At 44.2% G+C, this 26955-nt stretch carries 25 protein-coding genes and 2 tRNA genes; 11 read left to right on the top strand and 16 right to left on the bottom strand.

From position 1 onward, the window contains the following. Window positions 1–260 precede the first annotated feature (260 nt). The 8 genes from pdhA (at window position 261) to TQ33_RS04765 (ending at window position 11346) form a co-directional block, all read left to right on the top strand. Complete coding sequence (gene pdhA / locus TQ33_RS04800) at window positions 261–1337, top strand: pyruvate dehydrogenase (acetyl-transferring) E1 component subunit alpha (protein WP_046561045.1); 1077 nt, start codon at window positions 261–263, stop codon at window positions 1335–1337. Then, window positions 1337–2317: an alpha-ketoacid dehydrogenase subunit beta gene (locus tag TQ33_RS04795; protein ID WP_046561044.1), complete on the top strand. Its 981-nt coding sequence runs from the start codon at window positions 1337–1339 to the stop codon at window positions 2315–2317. The genes pdhA and TQ33_RS04795 overlap by 1 nt, the downstream gene beginning before the upstream one ends. After that, on the top strand, window positions 2314–4044 hold the full coding sequence (locus tag TQ33_RS04790) for a 2-oxo acid dehydrogenase subunit E2 (protein ID WP_046561043.1): 1731 nt from the start codon (window positions 2314–2316) through the stop codon (window positions 4042–4044). The genes TQ33_RS04795 and TQ33_RS04790 overlap by 4 nt, the downstream gene beginning before the upstream one ends. Before the next feature lie 163 nt (window positions 4045–4207). Next, window positions 4208–6322: a prolyl oligopeptidase family serine peptidase gene (locus TQ33_RS04785; RefSeq protein ID WP_052735205.1), complete on the top strand. Its 2115-nt coding sequence runs from the start codon at window positions 4208–4210 to the stop codon at window positions 6320–6322. A gap of 364 nt (window positions 6323–6686) precedes the next feature. Beyond that, window positions 6687–7514, top strand: coding sequence for a glutamate 5-kinase (gene proB, locus TQ33_RS04780; protein WP_046561042.1), 828 nt, complete (start codon window positions 6687–6689; stop codon window positions 7512–7514). Between the two features lie 384 nt (window positions 7515–7898). Next, window positions 7899–8708, top strand: coding sequence for a glutamate 5-kinase (gene proB / locus TQ33_RS04775; protein ID WP_046561041.1), 810 nt, complete (start codon window positions 7899–7901; stop codon window positions 8706–8708). 19 nt (window positions 8709–8727) lie between these two features. Next, window positions 8728–10014, top strand: a complete 1287-nt coding sequence (locus TQ33_RS04770) for a glutamate-5-semialdehyde dehydrogenase (RefSeq protein ID WP_046561040.1) — start codon at window positions 8728–8730, stop codon at window positions 10012–10014. 621 nt (window positions 10015–10635) lie between these two features. Continuing rightward, window positions 10636–11346, top strand: coding sequence for a helix-turn-helix domain-containing protein (locus tag TQ33_RS04765; RefSeq protein ID WP_052735204.1), 711 nt, complete (start codon window positions 10636–10638; stop codon window positions 11344–11346). A 75-nt stretch (window positions 11347–11421) separates the two neighbouring features. Here TQ33_RS04765 and TQ33_RS04760 read toward each other — a convergent pair. The 12 genes from TQ33_RS04760 to TQ33_RS04705 all read right to left on the bottom strand — a co-directional run bounded on the left by TQ33_RS04760 (window position 11422) and on the right by TQ33_RS04705 (window position 19381). Then, window positions 11422–11497: transfer RNA gene (locus TQ33_RS04760), tRNA-Lys, on the bottom strand. 182 nt (window positions 11498–11679) lie between these two features. Beyond that, window positions 11680–11755 (bottom strand) — tRNA-Lys (locus TQ33_RS04755). A 122-nt stretch (window positions 11756–11877) separates the two neighbouring features. After that, the gene (gene iscX, locus TQ33_RS04750; protein WP_046561038.1) at window positions 11878–12078 is read right to left on the bottom strand and encodes a Fe-S cluster assembly protein IscX; all 201 of its coding nucleotides are present in this window, start codon (window positions 12076–12078) and stop codon (window positions 11878–11880) included. A 23-nt stretch (window positions 12079–12101) separates the two neighbouring features. Continuing rightward, on the bottom strand, window positions 12102–12440 hold the full coding sequence (gene fdx / locus TQ33_RS04745; protein WP_046561037.1) for an ISC system 2Fe-2S type ferredoxin: 339 nt from the start codon (window positions 12438–12440) through the stop codon (window positions 12102–12104). 9 nt (window positions 12441–12449) lie between these two features. After that, window positions 12450–14306: a Fe-S protein assembly chaperone HscA gene (gene hscA / locus TQ33_RS04740; protein ID WP_046561036.1), complete on the bottom strand. Its 1857-nt coding sequence runs from the start codon at window positions 14304–14306 to the stop codon at window positions 12450–12452. Window positions 14307–14315: 9 nt separating this feature from the next. Then, entirely contained in the window at window positions 14316–14849 is a 534-nt protein-coding gene (hscB, locus tag TQ33_RS04735) for a Fe-S protein assembly co-chaperone HscB (RefSeq protein WP_046561035.1), read from the bottom strand. Window positions 14850–15021: 172 nt separating this feature from the next. After that, the gene (iscA, locus tag TQ33_RS04730) at window positions 15022–15345 is read right to left on the bottom strand and encodes an iron-sulfur cluster assembly protein IscA (RefSeq protein WP_046561034.1); all 324 of its coding nucleotides are present in this window, start codon (window positions 15343–15345) and stop codon (window positions 15022–15024) included. Between the two features lie 37 nt (window positions 15346–15382). Then, a complete protein-coding gene (iscU, locus tag TQ33_RS04725) occupies window positions 15383–15766 on the bottom strand; it encodes a Fe-S cluster assembly scaffold IscU (protein ID WP_046561033.1) in 384 nt (127 codons plus the stop codon). A 20-nt stretch (window positions 15767–15786) separates the two neighbouring features. Beyond that, entirely contained in the window at window positions 15787–17001 is a 1215-nt protein-coding gene (locus TQ33_RS04720) for an IscS subfamily cysteine desulfurase (RefSeq protein WP_046561032.1), read from the bottom strand. Window positions 17002–17037: 36 nt separating this feature from the next. Further along, complete coding sequence (locus TQ33_RS04715) at window positions 17038–17505, bottom strand: Rrf2 family transcriptional regulator (RefSeq protein WP_046561031.1); 468 nt, start codon at window positions 17503–17505, stop codon at window positions 17038–17040. A 239-nt stretch (window positions 17506–17744) separates the two neighbouring features. Then, entirely contained in the window at window positions 17745–18557 is an 813-nt protein-coding gene (gene cysE, locus TQ33_RS04710; protein ID WP_084617051.1) for a serine O-acetyltransferase, read from the bottom strand. A 2-nt stretch (window positions 18558–18559) separates the two neighbouring features. Continuing rightward, window positions 18560–19381, bottom strand: a complete 822-nt coding sequence (locus TQ33_RS04705) for an RNA methyltransferase (RefSeq protein WP_071841092.1) — start codon at window positions 19379–19381, stop codon at window positions 18560–18562. 241 nt (window positions 19382–19622) lie between these two features. Here TQ33_RS04705 and TQ33_RS04700 point away from each other — a divergent pair, with 241 nt between their 5' ends. Both TQ33_RS04700 and TQ33_RS04695 read left to right on the top strand, forming a co-directional pair. Beyond that, window positions 19623–20399 carry an inositol monophosphatase family protein gene (locus TQ33_RS04700; protein ID WP_046562309.1) on the top strand — a complete coding sequence of 259 codons (777 nt, stop codon included), beginning with the start codon at window positions 19623–19625 and terminating at the stop codon, window positions 20397–20399. Window positions 20400–20525: 126 nt separating this feature from the next. Beyond that, window positions 20526–21335 carry a DUF1338 domain-containing protein gene (locus tag TQ33_RS04695; protein WP_046561030.1) on the top strand — a complete coding sequence of 270 codons (810 nt, stop codon included), beginning with the start codon at window positions 20526–20528 and terminating at the stop codon, window positions 21333–21335. 74 nt (window positions 21336–21409) lie between these two features. Here TQ33_RS04695 and TQ33_RS04690 read toward each other — a convergent pair whose 3' ends face one another. Both TQ33_RS04690 and TQ33_RS04685 read right to left on the bottom strand, forming a co-directional pair. After that, on the bottom strand, window positions 21410–22339 hold the full coding sequence (locus TQ33_RS04690) for an electron transfer flavoprotein subunit alpha/FixB family protein (RefSeq protein ID WP_046561029.1): 930 nt from the start codon (window positions 22337–22339) through the stop codon (window positions 21410–21412). Further along, window positions 22340–23089, bottom strand: a complete 750-nt coding sequence (locus TQ33_RS04685; RefSeq protein WP_046561028.1) for an electron transfer flavoprotein subunit beta/FixA family protein — start codon at window positions 23087–23089, stop codon at window positions 22340–22342. A 167-nt stretch (window positions 23090–23256) separates the two neighbouring features. On the opposite strand from TQ33_RS04685, the gene TQ33_RS04680 reads away from it, so the two are divergent. Further along, window positions 23257–24912 carry an electron transfer flavoprotein-ubiquinone oxidoreductase gene (locus TQ33_RS04680; RefSeq protein WP_046561027.1) on the top strand — a complete coding sequence of 552 codons (1656 nt, stop codon included), beginning with the start codon at window positions 23257–23259 and terminating at the stop codon, window positions 24910–24912. 71 nt (window positions 24913–24983) lie between these two features. On the opposite strand, the gene TQ33_RS04675 is transcribed toward TQ33_RS04680, so the two are convergent. Together TQ33_RS04675 and maiA are read right to left on the bottom strand one after the other, a co-directional pair. Then, window positions 24984–26246: a DUF3466 family protein gene (locus TQ33_RS04675; protein ID WP_046561026.1), complete on the bottom strand. Its 1263-nt coding sequence runs from the start codon at window positions 26244–26246 to the stop codon at window positions 24984–24986. A gap of 40 nt (window positions 26247–26286) precedes the next feature. Next, complete coding sequence (gene maiA, locus TQ33_RS04670) at window positions 26287–26937, bottom strand: maleylacetoacetate isomerase (protein ID WP_046561025.1); 651 nt, start codon at window positions 26935–26937, stop codon at window positions 26287–26289. Between the last annotated feature and the right edge of the window lie 18 nt (window positions 26938–26955).

Genomic DNA, 26955 nt, shown 5'->3' with positions numbered 1-26955 from the left:
CTAACCCCTTATACTTATAGGCTTTCAGAGTTCTGTGGCTCTCAGCCAAGCATTAGTTTTACTTATTCAAACCAGCTTATTTAGCAATAAAACTAGTGTCAGTTTACGTTAACGTAAATCTCACTATACAAATTCGCTAAAAATACGTACAATCGGCGTCGCTAAATATTAGATTGAACCTTAGGGGATAGGTTAGATTCAAACGATAACTCTTTGTAATCTAATCAATTTAGCCCCCTTCAATAAAGGAGAATGTAGCCTTGACGACTACAACTGTTGCTTCTTTCGAGATTGAGTATCATCAATATCTTGATGCTAACGGCAAACCTGCGAAAGACATTCCTGAGTTTGCTAAAGACATGAACACTATGCGTGAGCTTTATCGTGACATGTACAAACTACGTGTATTCGATGCCAAAGCTTATGCATTACAGCGTACCGGTAAAATGGGTACCTACCCTGCCTCATTAGGTCAGGAAGCCATCGGTATCGGTTATGGTGACGCTATGACCAAAGAAGACGTTTTAATTCCTTACTACCGCTCTACAGGTGGTCTTTTAAAGCATGGCGTGACCATGGAAGAGATCTTGTTGTATTGGGGTGGTGATGAAGCTGGTGCGAACTACTCGGTCGCTAAAGAAGACTTCCCTATCTGTGTTCCAATCGCAAACCAAATTATTCACGCTTCGGGCGTAGCTAAAGCGATCCAGATGCGTAAACAAAAACGTGCTGTCGTGACGGAGATTGGTGAAGGTGGTACATCTGAGGGTGATTTCTACGAAGGCATTAACGTTGCCGGCATCTGGAACCTTGGTGTGGTGTTCTTCATCAACAACAACCAATGGGCAATCTCAGTACCAACGGATATCCAAACTGCTTGTGAAACTTATGCGCAAAAAGCTATCGCAGCTGGCGTCGAAGGTATTCAAGTCGATGGTAACGATATCGTTGCGGTTCGTGAAGCATCAAATTATGCGCTAGAGAAAGCTCGTAACGGTGGTGGCCCTACAGTGATTGAAGCTATCACCTACCGCTTATGTGACCACACTACTGCGGATGACGCGTCACGCTACGATGATCCTAAAGTCAAAGAAGAAGCTTGGAAGAACGAACCACTGGTTCGTTTACGCAAGTATCTTGAGAAAAATAAAGCTTGGTCTGATAAAGACGAAGAAGCAATGAAAGAAGAAGTTGCTAAAGAAGTTGATGCTGCGGTGAAAGCTTATGAAGCTGCTCCGAAGCCAACGCCTGAATTGATGTTTGATCATCTTTATGCAGAACTTCCTGAATTAACTAAGCCTCAGCGCGAAGCGGCTATCAAAAGAGGTGCAAAATAATGGCGGCGATTACTTTAATTGAAGCTGTAAATGCAGCGATGGCGTATGAGCTTGAGCATGATCAAGACGTTGTTTTATTTGGCGAAGACGTGGGTAAAAACGGCGGTGTATTCCGTGCGACCGACGGCTTACAGAAAAAATACGGTAAAGAACGCGTTATTGATACACCTCTTGCTGAGTCGATGATTGCTGGTTTAGCTGTTGGTATGGCGGCGCAAGGCATGAAGCCAATTGCTGAAATGCAGTTCATGGGCTTTATCTTCCCTGCGGTTGACCAAATTTTCTGTCACGCGGCACGTTTACGTCACCGTACTCGCGGTCGTTTAACTCAACCGATGGTTATCCGTGCTCCTTATGGTGGCGGTATCCACGCGCCTGAGCACCACTCTGAGTCAACTGAAGCTTTGTTCTCACACATTCCCGGCTTGAAGGTTGTGATTCCTTCGAATCCTTCACGTGCTTATGGCTTAATGCTTGCGGCGATTCGTGATCCGGACCCGGTGATTTTCTTAGAGCCAAAGCGTGTTTACCGTATCGTTAAGCACGAAGTTGAAGATAACGGCGAAGAATACCCGCTAGAAGCCTGTTTCGTTGACCGTGAAGGTAGTGATATCACGCTTATCTCGTGGGGCGCTATGATGCACGAGACGCTTCAAGCAGCTGAGAAGTTAGCCGCTGAAGGTATTGATGCAGAAGTTATTGACGTAGCGACAGTCAGTCCAATCGATATGGACACGATTTTAGAATCCGTTGAGAAAACAGGCCGCGCTTGTATTATTCAAGAAGCACCAAAGTCTGGCTCAGTTGGCTCAGAAATTGCTGCAGAAATTGCTGAAAAAGGCATTTTGAACTTATTAGCACCAATTGGTCGAGTTTCAGGCTACGACACTGTTATGCCATACTATCGTTTAGAAAAACAATATATGCCAACCGTCGACCGAATTCTTGACGAAGTGCGTACGATTATGGAGTACAAATGAAACAGTTCAATTTACCCGATTTAGGCGAAGGTTTACCGGATGCGGAAATCGTTCGCTGGTTAGTTAAAGAAGGCGATACCGTAACTGTTGACCAACCTATGGTTGAAATGGAAACGGCAAAGGCTGTGGTCGAAGTGCCCTCTCCTTTTGCTGGTCGTATCGCTAAATTACACGGTCAAGAAGGCGACGTAATCAATACTGGCGACTTGCTTGTCAGCTTTGGTGACGGCGCAGTAGAAGACGACGTTTCACAAGAAAGTACTGCACCGGCACAAAGCTCCGACTCAGAAGCATCAGCGGAAACGTCATCGGATGATGTGGTTGGTGATACTTTCATGCTACCGGACTTAGGTGAAGGCTTACCTGACGCAGAAATCGTTCGCTGGTTAGTTAAAGAAGGCGATACCGTGACTGTAGATCAGCCAATGGTCGAAATGGAAACAGCAAAGGCTGTGGTAGAAGTTCCTTCGCCATTCGCCGCAAAGATTTCTAAGTTGTACGGTCAGGCTGGTGATGTTATCAACACCGGCGATCCATTAGTTGAGTTCGGTGGTTCTGGCTCTAGCTCGAAAAAGCCAGCTCCTAAAAAAGAAGCTGGTGAAGAAAAGCGTGCTGACAGCGGAACCGTTGTAGGCGCCGTTGAAGTTGGTAACAACGTTGTTGCTGAAACCACGAACTCAGTAGTTAAAGCATTAGCTCGCAAACTAAAAGTTGACCTGACGCAAGTCACAGGAACTGGCAAAGACGGCGCTATCACGCAAAAAGATGTGCGTGAAGCTGCTAAAAACGGTTCTAGCACAGCTAAGACAGGATCAGCTCCAGCTGCGAGCCAAGAGTCTGGTTTCGATACGAGTAATCCTTTGGCTTACAGAGCCTCACCAGCAGTACGCGCACTAGCCCGTAAGCTTGGTGTTGATTTAGGAAACTGCCAAGCGTCAGGCCGCAAAGGCTCCATTACGCGTGATGACGTTGAGAGTGCTTCTAAAGGTGGCTCTGCGCCAGCTTCTAGCCAATCAGCTCAACCACAAACAAGCTCAACAACATCGAGCACTCCATCAAGCACTGGTGGCTTGCCAACGTTGAACGTTGAAGTTAAACCGGAAACAGTTCGTGGTGTTCGCCGCGCGATGGCGATGGGTATGTCACACTCTCACTCAACCGTTGTTCCAACGACATTGGTTGAAGATGTGGATATCTCAGCATGGCCAAAAGGCACTGACTCATTAGCGCGTTATGTTCGCGCATTAGTCACAGCGGCTAAAGCCGTTCCAGCAGTTAACGCATGGTTCGATGGCGACAAGTTCGAGCGTCTATTACACCCTAACGTCAACGTTGGTATCGCAGTGGATTCTGGCGACGGTTTATACGTTCCAGTGGTTCACAATGCAGACCGTATGAGTATGGTCGATGTTCGAGCTCGTGTTCAAGAACTTCGCCAGAAGATTGAAACCAAGTCGTTAAAACAGGACGATCAGCAAAACGCCACGATTACTCTATCGAACTTTGGTTCAATTGCTGGCCGTTACGGCACACCAGTGGTATCGCCACCGCAGGTCGCGATTCTAGGCACTGGCCGTTTCCGTAATGAGTTGAAGCTAACGGATAAAGGCATCACTAACGCAAAAATGTTGCCGCTATCCTTAACCTTCGATCACCGCGCCTGTACTGGCGGTGAGGCAGCTCGCTTCCTAGCAGCTGTAATGGAAGATCTGCAAAAAGCTCAGTAACGATTATACGAAACTGACAATTGCTACTAAAGCGCGTCACTTAACGGTGTCGCGCTTTTTTATTACTCAATTTTTTTGTAATATTTCTAAACATTTCAATCCTAGCGCATCACCCTGCCCTTTGCTATTCTCAGTCGGTTAATTAACAAAATGGAGTCATTGTATGAACAAAAGACTGATTACGAGCCTGTTTATTGGCTCGGTCGCGTCGGTGGGGGTTATGACACAAAGTATGGCGAAAGATACGCAAAAAGCATCTAAAGTCGATGATCCTTACATTTGGTTAGAAGATGTAGGTGGCGAAAAAGCCTTGAACTGGGTCGAAGAGCAAAATGAAAAGTCACTCGGCTACTTAATGTCAAAGCCTTTGTACAAAGAACTGTATGAAAAGAACTTGGAAGTATACAACTCAGACGAACGTATTCCTTACGTCGGTCAAATGGGTGACTACTTTTACAACTTCTGGCGTGATGACGAAAACCCTCGCGGCTTATGGCGTCGTACCACCCTTGAAGAATACCAAAAAGAAAATCCTGAGTGGGAAATCATCTTAAACTTGGATGAACTTGCTGAAAAAGAAGATGAGAACTGGGTTTACAAAGGCTCTAACTGTCTCTACCCATCCTTTGATCGTTGTTTAATAAACTTATCTCGCGGTGGCGCTGATGCAACCGTGGTTCGTGAGTTTGATATCGAATCAAAAAGTTTCGTCAAAGATGGCTTCCAACTCCCAGAAGCTAAAAGTAACTTAAGCTGGATTGATAAAGACACGCTATATGTCGGCACTGACTTTGGTGAAGGCAGTATGACGGACTCTGGCTACCCTCGTATTGTAAAAGTTTGGGAACGTGGCCAGCCTATCGAAAAAGCTAAGACGGTATTTGAAGGCGAGCAAAAAGACGTCTGGGTAGCTGGCATGGTTGCTCATGATGGAGATGATAAATACCAAATCATCTACCAGGGACTAGACTTTTACACCTCCGAAATTTACCTCAAAACTAACGATGGGCTACAAAAACTGGACCGCCCTAAGGACAGTAGCTTTAGTGGAATTATCAATGGTCAATTATTGCTAGAACTTAAGTCAGACTGGACTGTGGGCGATAAGACCTATAAGCAAGCATCACTACTCTCTATTGCTATGGATGAGTATATTTCAGGCAAGAAAAATTTCACTGAGGTCCTTGTGCCTGATGCAAGCACATCAATCGCTAGCGTTTCGAGCACTAAAGACCATGTATTAATTACAACTCTGAAAGATGTGAGCAGTGAGTTGTACCGTTATACGTTTAAAGATGGTAAATGGTCTCACGAAAAGATCGACATGCCTGAGTTGGGTACTTTATCGGTTACTGGCACCAGTGATGAACACAATAACTTCTTCATCAACTACCAGAACTTTCTAACGCCTAGTAGCTTGTATTACTTTGATGCTGAAAAAGATTCGGCTAGCGTGTTGAAAAGCTTACCAGCATTCTTTGACGCTTCACCTTATAAAGTTGAGCAAAAATTTGCTGAAGCCAAAGACGGAACCAAAGTTCCATACTTCCTCGTCATGGCAAAAGACACGAAACTAAATGGCAAAAACCCTACGCTACTGTACGGTTACGGTGGTTTCGAAGTGTCGCTACGACCTAGTTATTCAGCAACTGTCGGTATCGACTGGCTCGAACAAGGTGGCGTTTACGCCTTAGCCAATATTCGTGGTGGTGGTGAGTACGGTCCAAGATGGCACCAAGCAGCGTTAAAGAAAAACCGTCATATTGCTTTTAACGACTTCATTACCGTCGCTGAGCATTTGATTGAAACCAAAGTCACTGACAACAAGCATCTTGGTATTCGAGGCGGTAGTAATGGTGGTTTGCTGGTCGGTACGGTTGCCACTATGCGTCCGGACTTGTATGAAGCGGTAGTTTGTCAGGTTCCATTACTTGACATGAAGCGTTTCAACCAACTATTAGCTGGCGCAAGCTGGATGGGTGAATATGGTAACCCTGATAATGAAGACGAGTGGAACTACATTAAAACTTACTCGCCGTATCACAATGTCCATAAAGACGTTGATTATCCAAAAATCTTCTTCACCACATCAACTCGTGATGACCGAGTACATCCAGGTCACGCACGCAAAATGGTTGCCAAGATGATGAGCCAAGGTCACGATCTTCTTTACTATGAAAACACTGAAGGTGGTCATGGCGGCGCAGCTAACAACGAACAGACAGCTAAGTTAAATGCCTTAGTTTATACTTACCTTGCTGATCAATTGATGGATTAATCAACGTACGAATAAGAAGGCGCCAATCGGCGCCTTTTTCTTAAGTGATCATAAAGTCTAGCTCGATATAACCAATTATTCATTGCCAAATACCGTCACTTATAGGATATTTAACCTATGAATGATGTTGTTAGCGTAAATTTAATCAATGGCCTTCCCGGTCTACCCATGCCCTTCCCCACTGGGAAGCAGACAGGTTTGCGCACGCAACTAAGTAATACGTTTAAGGTAAGTTTCTTTAACCAAATACTTTAAACGACATTAATTACGCATTAAAGCTCGCAAGCCTCGCTTCGCGGGCTTTTTTATTGCCTGAAAAAAACTGAAAGCTTTAACAAGAGAAAAAAGACACAAGGTCACAGAAATGAATCGCATCGATTTTACGCAGTACAATAATATCGTGATTAAGGTGGGCTCGGCTTTAGTCGCTCCGGATGGTCACTCCTGCTCGACTCAATATTGCTTGTCGCTCGCCAACTTCATTAAGAAGTGTCAACACAGTGCTAAAAAGGTCACGCTCATCAGCTCCGGTGCTGTAGCTGCTGGGTTTAATACCCTAAAGCCTAAGCACGACAACTTATCACTCAATGAAAAGCAAGCATTAGCTGCCATTGGACAATCTAAAGTCATTAACCACTGGCAACGCTTCTTCGATGAACATGTGGCACAAGTGCTATTAACAGCAGCTGATATCCAAAGCAGTCACCGCTCAGCCAACGCCAAGCGTACCCTATTCACACTCCATGAGTACAGCGTATTACCGATCATTAATGAAAACGATACGGTCGCGGTAGATGAGTTAAAGTTTGGCGACAATGATCGACTAGCGGCTCAAGTGGCATCATTAATCGATGCTGACTTACTGCTTATTTGCAGTGATGTTGATGGCGTTTTTAATGATAACCCTCATACGAATCCACAGGCTGAGTTGTTACCAATCATCGAAGAGCTCAATGACGATATCATGAAGCTAGGGCAGTCGAGCCACAACCCACAGGCCACTGGAGGCATGATGACTAAATTATCAGCGGCGCATATTGCCAGTGACGAAGGAATAGACACGATTATCTGCAACGGTAAAACAGAAGCCTACCATCAGCTTATTCATCACTATAACCCTGGTACCTGGATACGTTCACATAAGTCATTGAACCTAAACTCAGGCAAAAGCATTAGAAATTCTAATCTTTAGTATAAGCTATTGTTATTTCTAATTATTTTTGAAATTGTGTGAAATCGCTGAGATATAACGAGCTGTGGAGATAAGATGTGTTCTTTTGAGCCAACATACCCCCCAGTTATATAAGGTTTTAAGCGCTAATAGGCGCTCAGAGCGTCTCACAAAATTTTTTCGAGTCAGATTTGACATAAGGATCTCTATCATAATAATGCGAACCGTGCTTAACATTAATCGAAAAGACATAGCGACACTTTCCACGGCAGGCATTTCAGGCCAGCCAAGTCCGATTATGTCTAAGATTAGAAAACAAGCCTTGCGCTTGGGTAACGTGTTCTAGCACGCCACGTCACTTTTAACTCGTCATACATTAATCCTTTAAAAGAGAAAGGTCATTTCATGCTCGAACATATCGAATTTGGTAATTACAACAACATCGTCGTTAAAGTTGGCTCAGCGCTTATTGCGCCAGACGGTCACTCCTGCTCAGCAGAGTACTGCCTACCTATTGCCCACTTTGTTAGAAAGTGCCGCAAAGCTGGTAAGCAAGTCACGCTGGTATCATCAGGAGCCGTAGCAGCAGGTTTCAACTTGCTAAAGCCTGATTACGACAAACTTACTCGTAAAGAGAAGCAGCCTCTTGCAGCTGTCGGTCAGTCTATGGTCGTCGCTCACTGGCAACGTTTCTTTGACGATGTTGTAGCCCAGGTATTACTAACTTCAGCAGACATTAAAAATCCTGAGCGTGCTCAAAACGCACGTAATACATTCAAAACACTTGAAGAACTCGGCGCCCTACCGATTGTGAACGAAAACGATACGGTAGCGACGGAAGAGCTCACGGTTGGTGACAACGATAACCTCGTTGCACAAGTTGCAGCACTAACAGATGCGGATCTACTGATTATTTGTAGTGACATCGACGGTGTTTACGATGACAACCCGAAAGTAAACCCAGACGCCGAATTAGTGAATCAATTTGAAGGCATCAGCGAAGAAGCTCTAGCGATGGGTAAGCAAAGCACCAGCGCACAAGGTACTGGTGGTATGCGTACCAAGCTTAAAGCTGCGAAGTTCGCCTCGGAGAATGGTATTGATACGATTATTTGTAACGGTACAAACGAAAGTTACATGCGTCTATTCAGTAATCAGAACCCAGGTACATTAGTTCGCAACACCGCTGAGAAAGACGAAGTAGAAGTCGCGTAGGAGATTTTTAGGAGTAATTATGAACATGAAAGAGAATTCATTTGAAGATCAAGAACAGCAAGAGTTATATGATTTAACCCTTCGTGCGAAAGAAGCGGCGAAAACTCTTGCTACATTAACCAGTAGCCAAAAGAACGACGTGCTTGCTGCGATGGCAAAACAGCTGAAGACCAACCAAGCACAGATTCTTGAAGCGAACAAAAAAGACATTGAGTACGCTAAAGAAAACGACTTGTCAGACGCTATGGTCGACCGTCTATTGCTTGACGAAGAGCGTGTCGACGGCATGGTTAGCGCCCTGCATAACGTGATGAACCTGGCCGATCCTGTGGGTGAGATGGGTGAAAGCACCCTACGCCCTAACGGCATCCGTGTCGCTAAGATGCGTATTCCACTAGGCGTCGTACTAATGATTTATGAAGCGCGTCCAAACGTTGCCGTTGAAGCAGCAGCGTTAACGCTAAAATCCGGTAACGTGGTTATTCTGCGTGGCGGTAAAGAAGCATGGCACTCAAACAACGCCATTATCGACTGCTGGCACCAAGCGATTGAAGCGTGTGGATTCAGCAAAGAAATGGTCTGCATCGTGCCTTCACAAAGCCACTCAGCTGTGAATCACCTGCTCCAGTTCCGTGACACCATTGATCTCGTGATCCCACGTGGTGGCGAGCGCTTGATTCAAGCGGTAACGGACAACAGTAAGATTCCAGTGATTCAGCACTTTAAAGGCGTGTGCCACTTATACGTCGACAAATATGCTGACTTAGACAAAGCAGAGAAATTGCTTAAAGACGGTAAAGTATCGCGCCCAGGCGTTTGTAACTCGCTAGAAAGTTTAGTGATCCACAAAGACATCGCTGAAGAATTCCTTAAGCGTGTCAACGCACTAGGCAACGAATTCGGCATCCAGTTCAAAGCAGACAAAGACTCTGCCAGCAAGTTGGATAACGCCGAAGTTGCAAACCCTGAAGACTACCACAACGAATACTTGAGCCTAGCCATGAGTGTGTCACAAGCTGACTCTTACGAAGCAGCTATTGAGCATATTCAAAATCACAGCTCAAGCCACACTGAAGTCATCGTCACTAAAGATATCGACCGTGGTAACGAATTCGTAAAACGCATCAACTCGTCTGTTGTGATGGTTAACGCTTCATCACGCTTCTCAGACGGTGGCGAACTTGGTCTAGGTGCAGAAATTGGTATCTCAACCAGTAAACTACACGCCTACGGACCAATGGGCCTAGTCCAACTAACAACGGAAAAATACGTTGTTACAGGCCAAGGCCAAGCGAAGCACTATTAATTATTAGAAAGCGTTCGAGCAATAGGGTTCTACCAAGCCCTATACTCAAAGCCGCGGAGTCAAATCCGCGGCTTTTTTATTTTTACAGCCAACTGCATGGCATTACGTTTTTTAGCAAAAAAACAATTAGCCTTATCCCTCCATTCTAATATCTTAAAAATTAATTGGAAGGTTGAAAATGTACTCTGACCCCATTAATTTCGTGGGGAGCCGTCAGACTCTACCCCCATTAACTCAAAAACACTGTTCCATGAATACCAAGTAACCACTCTAGTATCATAGGCTTCTCTTTCCAACTCAATGCAAAAATCAGCTAGCGTAGCCTCGAAGGAACAAAGTGACTTCGAGGTTTTATATCAAACCATTAACTCCTCTCCTCGATTACGCTATTCGAGGCTACAGAGAAAGTATCTCGCCGTAGGGCGAAACAATGACTCAAACGATATGAAAACAGATTGCCACGTCGCGCTAGTGCTCCTCGCAATGACAAGAGTTGGCTTTAACCTCTACAAATTCCTAAACATTCCTGTATATTCCTAGTTATTCCAATCAATTCATCTGGTTATTCCTAGGGCTTTTTAAAACAATGATAGCGTCAATTAACCACATGGAGACACAATAATGACACTTGGTGAAAAGCTACGCTCATTACGTTCAACCAGCGGCTGGACACAGCCTGAATTTGCGCAAAAGCTGGGGATTGAACAATCCTACCTGTCGAAACTTGAGAATGATAGAAGCATCCCTTCCGTGGAGATTTTCGATAAGCTGTGTACCGCTTATGAAATTACGCCGGACGATATGATTAAAGACTTGGATAAGGATTATGTCCGCCAAAAGCTGATGCATATCCCGATTATCGCTAATGCGACCAATAGCAAGCACGAATTAGCTAAAGGCAAACGTAAAGCGGCGGTGATCGTTTGTTCGACCTTTATCCTGGTTGCAGTTCTCTTCTTTTTTATAGCCCACCTAGAGCTACTTTCGAGTAATAAGCGATGGGAATATATTTCTTCTGGCGTTTTTTTTGAGGAAGAGATAGCGCACTGCAGTAAAGACAGGAGTGCCCAGGAGTGCCAACTTAAATTTACTGGTGACCCTCGCTCTGATATGAACACCGCTGCAAAGACGTTTATTACGACTAATTATCAGGGAAGTGAAATTTATGAAAAGCTTGATGTTGGTTATAGGAACTATCACGCAAAACGTTTAGAAGATAAGCGCAGCACAGCCAACAATATCTTCTTAATATTCTCGGTATTTCTTGCAACTCTAGGAATTCTTGGCTTGATTGTCGAAGCTCGCTTCTATCGAATCGATAAGCAGTCTTAAGATTAAAAGCATCCAGACACAAAAAAGCCGCGTAGCTTTCGCTATGCGGCTTTTTGCTCTCCGAAGAGATGAATATGGTGGGTTGCACAGGAATCGAACCTGTGACCACCTGATTAAAAGTCAGATGCTCTACCGACTGAGCTAGCAACCCAAATCAATCAAGGCAACGCCTCATTTGATGGCGCGTATAATACCTTCTTTAGCCAAAAAGACAACCCTTTAACGCCATAAATCTGTAATAATTTTTTATAGCGCTATAGAGATTATCAATCACACACAAAAAAGCCGCTTAGCTTTCGCTATGCGGCTTTTTGCTCCCCGAGGGGATGAATATGGTGGGTTGCACAGGAATCGAACCTGTGACCACCTGATTAAAAGTCAGATGCTCTACCGACTGAGCTAGCAACCCATTGATTTGGCTATCTTTCTCGCCAAGCTCACCGTATCTGGTGAGACGCGTATAATACTGTTTTTTACGGAAAATACAACCTTTAAACGCGAATTTTTAAGCTTTTTTATCGTTTCTGAGCCTTACTCAGCCTCTTCTATCCAAGCAGCTTGAATCGCTTCTAGGATTCGCTCACCGCTGCGCTTTGGATCATCATCAAACTCATCAAGCTCAATGACTTTACTGCGTAAGTCCATAAAGTTAATACGAGTCGGATCCTGTTCAGGGAACTTCTCATACAACTCAATAGCGATATCTAAACTATCTGTCCACTTTAAGCCCATAAGCTACTCCTACCAAAAGACGCCTAGTGGCGCTCAGAGACTTGGTTAATGGTATACTTAGGGATTTCTACCACTAAATCCTCATCGTCCACCATCGCTTGACAGCTTAAGCGTGACTCTGGCTCTAAGCCCCAAGCTTTATCTAGCATATCATCTTCTAATTCATCACTTTCTTCAAGCGAATCAAATCCCTCGCGTACAACCACGTGACACGTGGTGCAAGCACAAGACATTTCACAAGCATGCTCAATAAAGATTTTATTGTCCAAAGCGACATCCAGTACTGACTGCCCCTTCTCCGCTTCCACTTCTGCGCCTTCTGGGCACAACTCTTCGTGAGGTAAAAAGATTACTTTTGGCATTTATTTACCCTATATTTCGTCAACTTCATGGCCCACAAGAGCCTTGGCGATACTAGCGTCCATACGACGGCTAGCAAATTCATTACTATTTTTTTCTACTATCTCAATCGCGTTCTCGATAGCCTCGATACTGTCGCCCTGAGATGTCTGATTTAATTGCTCTAGCGATGATTGAATCGCAGTATATTCTTCTTCGCTAAGAAGTTCTTTACCATTCTCATTCAATGCAGCAGAAACCGCTTCTATAACTCTCGCAGCTTCTACTTTTTGCTCACGCAACATTCTTGCTTCCATATCGCCTTCAGCATGACTGAAAGAGCTTTGAAGCATGTTGGTAATCTGGTCATCACTTAAGCCATAAGATGGCTTCACGGTGATATCGGCTTTAACGCCGCTCGTGGTCTCTTCTGCCAGAACTTGCAACAAACCATCGGCATCAACTTGGTAAGTGACTTTAATGCGCGCAGCCCCTGCAACCATCGGCGGAATGCCACGAAGCTCAAACCGAGCCAGTGAACGACAATCTTCCACTAATTCACGTTCGCCTTGCACCACATGAATCGCCATGGCTGTTTGACCATCTTTAAAGGTAGTAAACTCTTGCGCCTTAGCAATTGGTATTGGCGTATTTCTTGGAATGATCTTTTCCGCAAGACCACCCATGGTTTCGACACCAAGCGATAAAGGAATCACGTCCAACAATAGCATGTCATCATCAGACTTATTACCGATTAAAACGTTAGCCTGAATCGCTGCACCAATCGCGACCACTTTGTCTGGGTCGATATCCGTCAACGGCGGTACTTTAAAGTGCTGCTCAACTTTCTCACGCACCAAAGGTACGCGCGTCGAGCCGCCTACCATGACAACTTTATCGACTTCATCAACTTTGATACCGGCGTCTTTCAAAGTACGGCGGCAAGAAAGTAATGTTTTATCAACGATAGGCGCAATAATCTCTTCAATTTGCGTACGGCTCATTTGGCCATTCCAATCTAAGAAATTCACTTCAACCGTATCAGTGTCCGTTAAAGCTTCTTTGATATCTCGCGCTTTAATCATCGCTAGTTGATGCGCGCGGCGGTCATCACTATCCACATTGGCTTGCTCAACTAAGTAGTGTGCAATGGCACGGTCAAAGTCATCGCCCCCCAGTGCGCTATCGCCGCCCGTCGCTAACACTTCAAATACGCCTTTTTGTAAGCGTAAAATAGAGATATCAAAAGTACCGCCACCTAGGTCATAGATCGCATGAATACCTTCGCTACCCGAGTCTAAGCCATAAGCCACTGCAGCAGCTGTAGGTTCGTTAAGCAGACGTAAAACTTTTAACCCAGCTAGTTGCGCCGCATCTTTTGTCGCTTGGCGCTGCGCTTCATCAAAGTACGCAGGAACGGTGATTACAACGCCGCCTAATTCGCCACCGAGGGTTTGCTCAGCGCGTTCAGCTAAGGTTCGTAATATATCGCTTGAAACTTCGACAGGATTTTTTTCAACGTGATTATCAAGTACCACACCAGGCATCCCCGATTCGGACTCGATTAACTGATTGGCGCTAAACTCTTTGATTTTGTCCATGTCGGCTAAACCACGCCCCATCAGGCGCTTAATCGAGCTGATAACATTACCAGGCTCTATCGCTTGTTGCTCTTTGGCTTTATGACCAACTTCAAAATTATCGTCGCTCATGTAGTGCACAACAGAAGGAACTGTGTGCTTTCCATTGGCGTCAGCTAGTGTTTCTGCTTTACCGCTACGCACTGTAGCAATCAGTGAGTTTGTCGTTCCTAAATCAATACCAGCCGCAAGTTTGTGTTGATGCGGTTCGGTACTTTGACCGGGTTCTGAAATTTGCAGTAATGCCATAATATGTACTTAGTCTAAAATTTTGTCTTCAGCAATCTCAATGTCATGCAACGTTTTATGCAAGAACTGAAGTTTGTAAATGGAAACTTTCAATGCCTCAATGTCCCACTCGTCTTGTTCAAATCGTTGACCTAATGAAGCTTCTTGCTCTTCTGCCATCGTTTCAATCTTATCGGCAAAAGCCATTAAACCAGACGCATCTTTTTGCTGAGCGAGATTATCCAGTTCTTCACGCAGCTCTAATTGCTGCATCAAAAACTCGGGATCATTAACGGTATGGTCTTTGGTCGTATCAATGCCTTTCACAACCTGTAATAAATACTGAGCACGTTTAACTGGGTGTTTTAAAACCGCAAATGCATCATTCAATCGAGTCGTTTTCTGCATCGCCAACATTTGTTGCTGACTACCACCTTGCGCATGACGATCAGGATGAGCTGATTGCAACAAGCGCTTCAACTTACTCGATAAATCTTTTTGATCGATGAAAAAATTCGGCTCAAGGCCGAATAATTCAAAATAATTTTGCTGCGCATTTGCCATAGTAGGAATTCTTTAGGAAAAGTTATTTATCGATTCAGTTTACTCAGTAACGAGTTAGAATAAATTTTTTAGGACGAGGCAAATCTAAATTAAAGTGAGGGAGTTTATCCCCAGTAAATGACTAAACTTTAATTTAGATTTAACAAAGTCATAAAGAATTTAGGCAGCTCGTTTAGACGGTGAAAGACTCACCACACCCACACTCGCCTTTTACGTTGGGATTCACGAACTCAAAACCTTCGTTCAAGCCTTCTTTCACGAATTCGAGGCGTGTGCCTTCTAGGTACAGCTTACTTTTGGGATCGATAATGACTTTTACGCCTTTATCTTCATACACGATATCTTCGTCGTTAAGTTCATCTACAAACTCTAGAACGTAAGCCAACCCTGAACAACCAGTAGTTGTCACACCGAGCCTTACCCCGATGCCTTTACCACGATTATCAAGGAATGACTTTACTCGCTCTGCTGCTGAGTCTGATAAAGTGATCGCCATAAATTAACCTGTACCTATTTCGCTATTACTTGATAGTTTACTTTTGACTTCTATCTTTAAAGTCTTTTACCGCAGCTTTAATTGCATCTTCTGCAAGAACTGAACAGTGAATTTTCACTGGCGGTAACGCTAACTCTTCAGCGATGTCGGTATTCTTGATCGCTTGAGCTTCATCAACAGTTTTACCTTTAACCCACTCTGTTACTAGTGAGCTAGATGCAATCGCAGAACCACAGCCGTAAGTCTTAAACTTAGCATCTTCGATAATGCCTTGCTCATTAACTTTGATCTGTAGTTTCATGACGTCACCACAAGCTGGAGCACCTACCATGCCAGTACCTACAGTCGTATCATCTTTTTCGAACGAACCGACGTTACGTGGGTTCTCGTAATGATCAATAACTTTTTCACTATATGCCATAATAAAATCTCCCGCTTAAATTAGTGCGCCTGCCATTCAACTTTAGACAGGTCGATGCCGTCTTTGTACATATCCCACAGTGGAGATAAGTCACGTAAACGACCAATACCTTCTCGAACCTTCTCAATTGTGTAGTCAATCTCTTCTTCAGTAGTGAAGCGACCGATACTGAAGCGAATTGAGCTGTGCGCCAACTCGTCGTCACGACCTAAAGCACGTAATACGTACGAAGGCTCCAAGCTCGCAGATGTACATGCTGAGCCTGACGACACTGCTAGATCTTTCAGTGCCATGATTAATGATTCACCTTCAACAAAGTTGAAACTGATATTGATAATACCCGCCACACGCTGTTCTTCGTGACCGTTAAGATAGACTTCTTCCATATCGTTAACGCCAGCCCACAAACGCTCGCGGAGGCTGATAATACGTTCGTTGTCTTTCGCCATATCTTCGTTAGCGATACGAGCTGCTTCACCCATACCAACGATTTGGTGTGTTGGTAACGTACCTGAACGCATACCACGCTCGTGACCACCTCCGTGCATTTGCGCTTCTAAGCGAACGCGAGGTTTACGACGAACATACAGTACACCGATACCTTTTGGACCATACATTTTATGCCCAGAAATAGACAACATATCTACTTTGGTACTTTGCACGTCGATTGGTAATTTACCTGCGCTTTGCGCTGCATCCACGTGGAAAATGATTTTTCGCTCGCGGCACAATTCACCGATAGCGTCGATATCTTGAACCACACCCGTTTCGTTGTTCACGTGCATGATACTGACAACAATAGTGTCATCACGCAGGGCTTTCTTAAACTCTTCTAAGTCAACAAGGCCATCGTCTTTAACGTCTAGGTAAGTTACTTCATAACCTTCACGCTCTAACTGACGAGTCGTGTCAAGCACAGCTTTGTGCTCAGTTTTAACTGTAATGATGTGTTTACCTTTCTTGCCGTAAAAGTGCGCTGCACCTTTAATCGCCAAGTTATCTGATTCAGTAGCGCCTGAAGTCCACACAATCTCGCGTGGGTCGGCGTTGATTAGATCCGCCACATGTTGTCTTGCTTCATCAACGGCCTCTTCTGCTTCCCAACCAAATTTGTGGGAACGTGACGCAGGGTTACCGTAGATGCCATCAACACTCATGTATTGAACCATCTTCTCGGCAACACGCGGGTCGACCGGCGTGGTGGCTGCATAATCAAGATAGATGGGTAACTTCATTCTCTTCTCCGCTAAATATCAAGCACAATTCAAAAATTAACCAAAAGCAATGACGTCTTCTTCACGGAAGCGCACATTTTGGCGTTCAGCTACCTGCTGAACAAAATCTCGTTGGATAACATGATCTAACGTTATCCCACTCAAAAACTGATAAATTTGGTCACTTAACTCTGACCATAACTGATGTGATAAACAGACATCGCCACCTTGGCAATCGCCTTTACCATTACAGCGCGTGGCAGTAATGGGTTCGTTTACCGCTAAAACAACCTCTGCGATACTAATTTGTGTCGCTGGGCGCTTTAACTCATAACCACCGCCTGGCCCACGAACGCTTTCAACCAAGTTGGCCTTGCGCAGTCGTGCAAACAGTTGCTCTAGGTACGACAACGAAATGTGTTGCCTTCCAGAGACTTCTGCCAGTGTTATCGGGCCCTTGCCTGTGTGCAATGCTAAGTCCAGCATCGCTGTTACAGCATATCGACCCTTGGTGCTTAACTTCATATCAGTACCTTTACTTCGATAACTTAATGATCTCATACCCGACTATTTTAGTCAACTTTAGCAAGCAGTGACCAGCAGAGCAGAAGTAAGGGATAATCTATTGATAAATATAGTATTATCAAACAAAGAATTAGATAAACTAATCGAAAAGACCAGTTGCATAAGTATAAATACCCAGTATTTTACTCAACTAAATGCAACTGATTCTCATTAAAGGAAATCAATAGCTTAGGAAATCATCAAAACCGCTTGTCGGGCTTTTTAGACGTGTTTTCGGGGGTGGCATCATCATGCTGTCCCTCGTCATACACACCATCAGGATCTTTAAGGTCAAAACGAGTCAATTCGTCACATTCAACGTCAGGAAGGTCAAGCTCAGCGCAATCGATACCCTGCTTCTTCAAAGCACAGGCAATAAGCTCCATTTGTTTTTCGAGAGCGCGAGAGTGTTCGTGTAGACTACGAATAGCTTGAGAAATAGGATCTTGCTGTTGGGTACTGATGCCATAAGCTTCAAATACCGTTTGCTCAGCATCTTTTTGGCGGCTGACTTGGCGTGCAGGAATACCAATCATCGTCGTGTCTTCAGGCACGTCTTTAACCACTACAGCATTCGAGCCAACTCGAGCGCCCCTTTCAAGAGTAATAGGGCCCAAAACCTTAGCACCAGCACCAATCACCACGTCGTTTTTTAAGGTTGGGTGTCTTTTACCTTCTTTCCAGCTGGTGCCCCCTAAAGTGACTCCATGATAAAGCGTGCAATCATCACCAATCTCGGCAGTTTCGCCGATGACTACGCCCATGCCGTGATCAATAAAGAAGCGACGCCCAATTTTTGCCGCTGGATGTATCTCGATACCCGTTAACCAACGCGCTATGGTTGATAGAGTTCTGGCCAACCACTTCCAGTTGGCATTCCATAGTTTATGCGCAACACGATGTACCCAAATAGCATGAAGCCCTGGATAATTCGTCAAAACTTCGAAATTATTGCGTGCCGCTGGATCGCGGTGATACACGCTTTTAATGTCTTCTTTGATTCGAGAAAACATCATTAATCCTCATCGCTCTTGTCAGTATTGTTGGATTTGTACTTTATGTGCTTAGTCATGGACGCTAAGAATCCGCGCATAATATTGACTTCGGCTTCTGTCAGCTGTGCTTTTGCAAAAAGACGATGTAACCGCGCCGGGAGAAGCTTTGGTTCAGCTGGATCGAAAAAGCCAGTCTCGGTCATCACACTTTCAAAATGCTGATATAAGCCTTCCGTCTGTTTAACTGTCGCCTTACGCTCACCGCTCACTTCGGCTTCTGCCTCTTCAATAGCATCGGCTGAATGTAACGAACTTTGTAGCCCTAAGGCTAATAACCGACATTCATAACATATAACCTGAACCGCAGCAGCCAAATTCAGCGACATATAGTCGGGATTTGCGGGAATATTAACGTGATAATGACAAAGTTGTAATTCTTCATTCAGTAACCCAGTGCTTTCACGACCAAACACAATCGCCATAGGCAGGGCTGTCGGTTCACGCTCGATGATACTTTTAATTTCACGAGGCTCTACAAGAGGCCAAGGTAATGCTCGGTTACGGGAGCTGGTTCCAATCACCAACCGACAATCATCAATACCCTCTTCTAGCGAAGCGACAACTTTCGCATTGTCCAGAACATCGGTAGCTCCTGACGCGCGAGCTGTAGCTTCCTCCGAAGGAAATTGTTTCGGATTAACCAACACTAATTGCTTCAAACCCATGGTTTTCATGGCTCTTGCAGCTGCGCCAATATTGCCTGGATGACTCGTCTGGCAAAGCACTATCTTGATGTTGTGCAATATATCTGGAGTGTTTGATGGTAGCGTTTGTTCAGTCATTCACGTGAAAAAGTCGATAATTTACAAGAAGGTATAGTAGCAGAGCATTTCCCATAACCCCACTATTAATTGGTCGCTGCTGTCAGTTTAATTGAACAAAAAGCGTGAAAAAACTGCGTTGGGGACTTCTTAATATCCACAACATTTGCTATTATTCGCTCCGTTTCGAGCATATGCTCATTATTTGTCCAATATGGACTCTGTTCTTACAGAACTGTTCTTTGACTTTGGTGGTATCTATATGAATGCGTACAAAAACATTGCCGTGCGCGCGGCAGAACGTGCTGGAAATTTTGTGGCGAAAGCGTTTGCGAATCGTGAGCGGATCATTGCACAAAGCAAAGGACCTAACGACTATGTCAGTAATATCGACAAGCAAGCTGAAGAAATCATTATTGATGCCATCAAATACAGCTATCCTGATCATGCGATCCTTGCTGAAGAAAGTGGCCAGCACGGCGATAGCGACACCGTTTGGATTATCGACCCAATCGATGGCACAACCAACTTTCTACAAGGCATCCCACATTTCGCCATATCAATCGCCGTAAAGCAAAAAGGCAAAACACTTGCTGCAGTTGTTTACGATCCGATTAAAGACGAGTGTTTTACAGCCTCTAATGGCGGCGGTGCCCAACTTAATAACACTCGTATTCGTGTTAGTGACAAGAAAAAACTTGATACTGCTCTTCTAGCGACTGGCTTTCCGTTCCGTGGCCATCAAGATCTTGGCGATTATATGCGTTACTTCGAAACCATTTTCCCGTTATGTGTTGATATGCGTCGCGCTGGCTCTGCATCGCTGGATTTAGCATACGTAGCTGCAGGCCGTTTAGATGGATTCTGGGAGTTTGGTTTAAGCGAATGGGATACGGCTGCTGGTATTTTAATCATTAAAGAAGCAGGCGGATTTGTTGGAGACATAAAAGGTAATCCACACCAAGAAAAGTCGAAAAGCATCCTTGCTGCGACTCCTGGTGTCTTCAAACACTTTATGAAAAATGTAAAAGACCTTTAAATCGCAGAACATATCGCCATATAAGCAGCCAAATATTTGAAAGTGACAGGCCAAAGATTGTACAATTGGTCTGTCCTCTTACCACTTTCATGAAAGAAACATTTAAATAAGTAGGTTTTTAGAATTATGTCTACCCAAAATCACAAAGCTCTATTTGACGCATTGTGGAACGATTATCTAGCGATCACACCTGACGCTGAGGCAATTCATAAAGAATTCAAAGCGCTTGGCGATGACACTATTATCAATGATCATATTGCGCTTCGTACTTTTAACGAAGGCTCGATCAATTTGGAAAACATCGGTAAGCACCTAGAACAATTTGGTTACTATGCCGCTGGCGAATATCACTTTGAAGAGAAAAAGCTTTACGCAAAGCATTTCCAACATGAAAGCGATGAAGATGCACCTAAGATTTTTGTCAGTGAGTTATTGCTTGAAGAGTTTTCAGCAGAGCTACAAATGTTTTGCCGTGGACTGATTGCAGAAGCCAATTGGAATATTCGCAAAGACGGATTAACGCTCCCTTCTCGTCCATGGGGTAAAATTACTCGTGAAGCTTACGAGCGCTTGCTTGAAGAAAGTGAATATGCAGCATGGTTGGCAGCTTTTGGCCTTCGAGCGAACCACTTCACCGTATCAGTCAATAAATTACGTGATATGAAAAACATTGAGACTGTAAATCAATTCCTGAAAGACAAAGGATTCGAGTTAAATACGAGTGGCGGCGAAATCAAAGGTAATGAAGACGTTTGTTTAAAGCAAAGTGCAACAATGGCGAATATCGTTGACTGGGAATTCAATGGTGGTAAACACCCTATTCGTTCCTGTTTCTACGAGTTTGCTGAACGGTTCGCTATGGATAACGGTGACTTGTACCAAGGTTTTGTTGCAGCAAGTGCAGACAAAATCTTTGAATCTACTAACGCAGCCTAGTTAAAGACCAAGAAATACTTAAGCATAAAAAAACCGCCAAACGGCGGTTTTTTTATATCTTACTTTTAAAGAAATTACAGAGCGTCAATTAACTCTGGTACCGCTTTAAATAAATCTTCAACTAAGCCGTAATCTGCTACCTGGAAAATAGGCGCTTCTTCGTCTTTGTTGATAGCGACAATAACTTTTGAGTCTTTCATACCCGCCAAGTGCTGAATCGCGCCAGAAATACCTACGGCAATATACAATTCAGGGGCAACGATTTTACCCGTTTGGCCTACTTGGTAATCATTAGGAACAAAACCAGCATCAACTGCTGCACGCGATGCGCCTACAGCGGCACCCAGCTTGTCCGCCAATGTTTCTAGCATTTCAAAGTTCTCGCCGTTACCCATGCCACGACCACCAGAAACTACAACGCTTGCTGTGCCTAAGTCAGGACGCTCAGATTCCGTCAACTCTTCGCCTACATAGTTGCTTAGTTCAGTGTGTGAGCCAGAATCTACATTCTCAATGGAAGCAGAACCGCCTTCAGTAGCTAATGCATCAAACGCTGTGGCACGAACAGTAATTACTTTCTTGGCATCGTTACTCTTTACGGTAGCAATAGCATTACCTGCATACACAGGACGTTTAAAAGTATCATCTGAATCTACAGCGATAATGTCTGAGATTTGCTGCACGTCCAACAAAGCCGCGATACGTGGCATCATGTTCTTACCAAACGTCGAAGCTGGCGCTAGAATGTGCGAGTAGTCGCCTTCCTGAGCCATCACAGCCTTTTCGACATCTTCCGCTAATAAGTGCTCTAAGAACTCGGCCTGAGCCAATAGAACCTTATCAACGCCTTCTGCTTTAGCCGCTTGATCGGCCACCGATTGACAGTCATGACCAGCTACTAATACGACCGTTTCACCACTAAGCTGCTTCGCTGCAGCGATAGCGTTATAAGTAGAAGCCTGTAATTCGCTGTTATTGTGCTCTGCAATTACTAAAGTCGTCATTTAGATCACCTTCGCTTCATTCTTCAATTTATCTACTAGCTCAGCTACCGTCTCAACCTTAATACCTTCGCTACGCTCAGGTGGATTTTCTACACTCAAGGTTTCTGTACGGTTCGCAGTATCAACACCCAAATCAGCTAGTGCGATTTCATCAAGAGGCTTACGTTTCGCTTTCATAATGTTTGGAAGCGATGCGAAGCGAGGCTCGTTTAAACGTAAGTCAGTCGTCACAACTGCTGGTAGCTTTAACTCAATAGTCTGTAAGCCGCCATCAATTTCACGAGTTACTTTAGTTTTGCCATCTTCGACTTCAACTTCTGAAGCGAAAGTACCTTGGCCCCAACCTAGCAATGCACCAAGCATCTGGCCGGTTTGGTTATTATCACCATCGATAGATTGTTTACCAAGAAGCACCATTTCAGGCCCCTCTTGCTCAACAATTTTCTTCAATACTTTTGATACTGCTAATGGCTCTAACTGATCATCAGTTTTTACCAAGATAGCTTTATCAACACCTAGTGCCAATGCTGTACGCAATGTTTCTTGGCATTGTTGGTTGCCAATAGATACTGCGACAACCTCAGAAGCAATGCCTTTTTCTTTCAGGCGAACCGCTTCTTCAACAGCAATCTCACAGAATGGATTCATAGACATTTTTACGTTAGCAGTTTCCACACCGCTATTGTCTGGCTTTACACGAACCTTTACGTTCGCGTCAATTACTCGTTTTATTGCAACTAGAATTTTCATGAAAACCCTATCGTATGTATAATCTCTGCCAAATATAGACGATCTAGGCGCCTATCTTTTGTAAAATAGGGCGTAATGGTGACGTTTTACTGGCTTAAGGTCAATAGTTGATCGTGATTTTAGCCATATTTTGAATGATTTTTAATCAATTTTAAGAGGAGATCTAGGTGGAACGCGAATTTATGGAATTTGACGTTGTGATAGTGGGTGCAGGCCCTTCTGGTCTTTCTGCTGCTATTAAGCTTCGCCAACTCGCCATCGAGAACGATAAAGAATTGATGGTGTGTGTAGTAGAGAAAGGTTCTGAAGTTGGGGCCCATATTTTATCGGGGGCTGTCGTTGAGCCTACTGCGCTTAACGAACTGATTCCGGACTGGGAAGAAAAAGGCGCGCCACTTAAGACAAAAGTTACTGGCGATACCATCTACCTCATGAAAAATGAAGACAAAGCGACTAAGGTACCAAATTTCTTTGTTCCGAAAACAATGCACAACGATGGTAACTACATCATTAGCTTAGGTAACTTGTGTCGCTGGCTGGCCGAACAAGCTGAAGCTTTAGGCGTTGAGATTTTCCCTGGTTTCGCTGCATCAGAGGTTCTCTATAACGAAGACGGATCGGTCAAAGGTATTGCCACTGGCGATATGGGTATCGGCAAAGATGGTGAGAAAAAAGACGGTTACATGCCGGGCATGGAGCTACATGCAAAATACACTCTTTTTGCTGAAGGGTGCCGAGGTAGCCTCGGTAAAGAATTGATCAGTCAGTTCAACCTTGACCAAGGTAAAGAGCCGCAACATTATGGCATCGGCATCAAGGAGCTTTGGAAAGTATCTGACGAACAACACCAAGAAGGATTGGTGGTTCATACCGCAGGATGGCCTTTGAGTGAATCAGGATCTGCAGGCGGCGGCTTCTTGTATCACATTGAAGACAATCAAGTTGTGGTTGGCCTAATCACTGACCTCTCCTATTCAAACCCACATGTCAGCCCATTCCATGAGTTCCAACGTTATAAACACCAAAAGGTTATCAAGCAATACCTAGAAGGTGGAGAGCGGATTTCTTACGGTGCTCGCGCTTTAACTAAAGGCGGTTTGCAATCACAGCCTAAGATGGCTTTTCCGGGCGGGATATTGATAGGAGATAATGCGGGAACCTTGAATTTCGCAAAGATCAAAGGTACGCATACCGCCATGAAGTCTGGAATGATTGCAGCAGAGACCATTATGGCTGCATTTGGCGGTGACCGTGCGAATGATGAGTTAACTGAATATGAAGCAAACTATAAGGCTTCATGGGCTTGGAGAGAACTTCATCAACAACGTAATTTTGGTCCAGCACAACATAAGTGGGGCAACTTCCTAGGGTCTGCCTACGCCTTTATTGATTTGAATATCTTTAACGGCAAGCTGCCTTGGACGCTAAGCGATCCAAAGCCAGATTACGCCCAGATGAAACCAGCTGATCAATGCAAGAAGATCGACTATCCAAAGCCAGATGGGAAGTTATCATTTGATAAGCTGTCTTCTGTGTTTGTGTCCAATACAAACCACGAAGAAGATCAGCCTGTCCACTTAAAGCTAGAAGACAAGTCAATCCCCATTGATGTCAACCTAGAAAAATATGACGAGCCAGCACAACGCTACTGCCCTGCTGGCGTGTATGAAGTGGTTCGCGATGACGAGGGTAATAACCCACAATTTGTGATTAACGCTCAAAACTGCGTCCATTGCAAAACCTGTGATATTAAAGATCCAAGCCAAAATATCACCTGGGTTACGCCTGAAGGTGCTGGTGGCCCGAACTATCCAAACATGTAATACTCTTATACTGCGGAAATAAAAAAGCCTCCAATACGGAGGCTTTTTTATTGAACGATTAGTCGTTAACTTTATGAAAAGCGTCTTCTTAAACCAACTACCGCCAATAAGGCTAACAATACTGCTGGAACACTACCACCGCCGTCACTAGGCTGTGGGTTACTATCGCCGCAGTCTTCGACTGGCTCACCAGTCGGGTCTAAGCGAAAAGCACGAACCTCTCCATCGACAGTGCCGACACCAACTATCTGACCAGAGTCGTTAATAGCTCTAGCTTCCGTTAAGGTCCAGCCAGAGTCACATGCTATTAATTCATTAAGGTTTTTCATTTCACCATCCTCGTAAAGGAAAGCGCCATTTTCACCTAACGTAGGGACAGATATTAATGCGCGACCAACGATTTGTCCCAAATTATTAATATCACGAGCTCTTGAGTCGTTGAATGCGTTATCAAAGAATCCTAGAAATTCAATCTGCGGATTTGCATCAGACATATCTATATAAAACGCTTCTCGTTGCCCTCTTGAATTTGGGATAAACATACTCCCGACAACTTCCTTAGAGTCATTAATCGCCATTGCAAAAATTGCTCTGTTGTCAATAGTTTCTATTTCAACACGATTAGTTATATCTGATGTATTGGCGATATACGAAGCTATCTGTATAGTTTCGCCAACTTCTTTATCAGCAAAACCAACAATATCATTTAAGTTATTAATATCAGTAATATAAGACCGTCTATCAGTACCGGCAGCAAACGGTTCAACAACCTGATAAGTATCATTTTGTCTATCGTAAACGGCGCCACGATCCACACCACTAGCTTCATCAGTAGTATCAGCGTCAAATTTACCGGTTAATATAGCCATTTGGCTGTTATTAATATCGAGCGCTACGGGTGAACTATAGTTAGCAAACTCAGGAAACTTTGTTACTACGCCACCTTCAAAAAACACAGCATGATGATTTATCACCTTAATCAGCTGCCCATTATCATTCTCTTCCTCTGTAATTTCATTGGAGTAACCGACGGCAACCATAGAGTCATTAACGCCAACGGCATAGCTTTCGGTTCCTTCAGGCAAAGAACCTAAATCGATATTTCCCTGGGTTTCATCGAACTGAACTGCGTGAGTAATAAAATCACTTGTCCCGTCTACCACTTCAGCGTCTGCGTAGCCAAAGGCATTCCCTGCTGAGTCAATATCATTCGCGACACTTGTGTCGCCTCCAAGACCGCCCAAATCAACAATCTCATAAGGAGCAGCGATAGACCCAGAGGTCAAAGTAGCAATACTTAGCGCAAGCAATGTTTTTGTCGTTTTAAATTTCATTAATTCTCTCTTTCGCAAACTATGTCAGTGTATTTCACTATTAAATAACAGCGTCAGGCTGCGATTCAGGGGTCGCATTTCTAAAAGCATCCAGAGTCAAACAGTGCTTTTCGATCTCCACCAAACGTGGGAAGTCCGATAAATCAACATCGAATCGTCGAGCATTGTACATTTGTGACACCAAAAACACATCAGCCAATGTTAAATCTTCGCCAAAACAAAAAGGCCCTTGCGCTTTGTATTCAGTTAACGTCTCTTCAAGAGCTGCGAATCCTTTTAGAATCCAATGCGCATACCATGTTGTTTTTTGCTCATCACTAACTTGTAGCTCCCCCTTCAAATACTGCAATACTCGCAAGTTATCTAGGGGGTGAATATCACAAGCAATGACCTGGCATACACTTCTGACTTTAGCCTTTAGGAAAGGTTCACTGGGAAGTAATTTAGGCCCATCATAGGCTTCATCTATGTACTCACAGATAGCCATAGATTGGCTCAAGAGCTTGCCATTATCGTCTAGTAACGGCACTAGCTCCTGTGGGTTTTTTTCAGCATATTCGGGTTTATGTTGTTCGCCACCATCTTTGACCAAATGTATGGGTATAATGGAATATGACAAACGCTTAATATTAAGAGCTGCTCTTACGCGGTAAGCCGCCGTAGAGCGCCAGTAACTATAAAGCTTCAACATAAACCCTCTCCTTATCTA

The organism is Kangiella geojedonensis, assembly GCF_000981765.1.
Taxonomy (GTDB): Bacteria; Pseudomonadota; Gammaproteobacteria; order Enterobacterales; family Kangiellaceae; genus Kangiella; species Kangiella geojedonensis.
The sequence above is the reverse complement of the archived record's forward strand: the minus strand, read 5'-3'. Positions and strand labels throughout refer to the sequence as shown.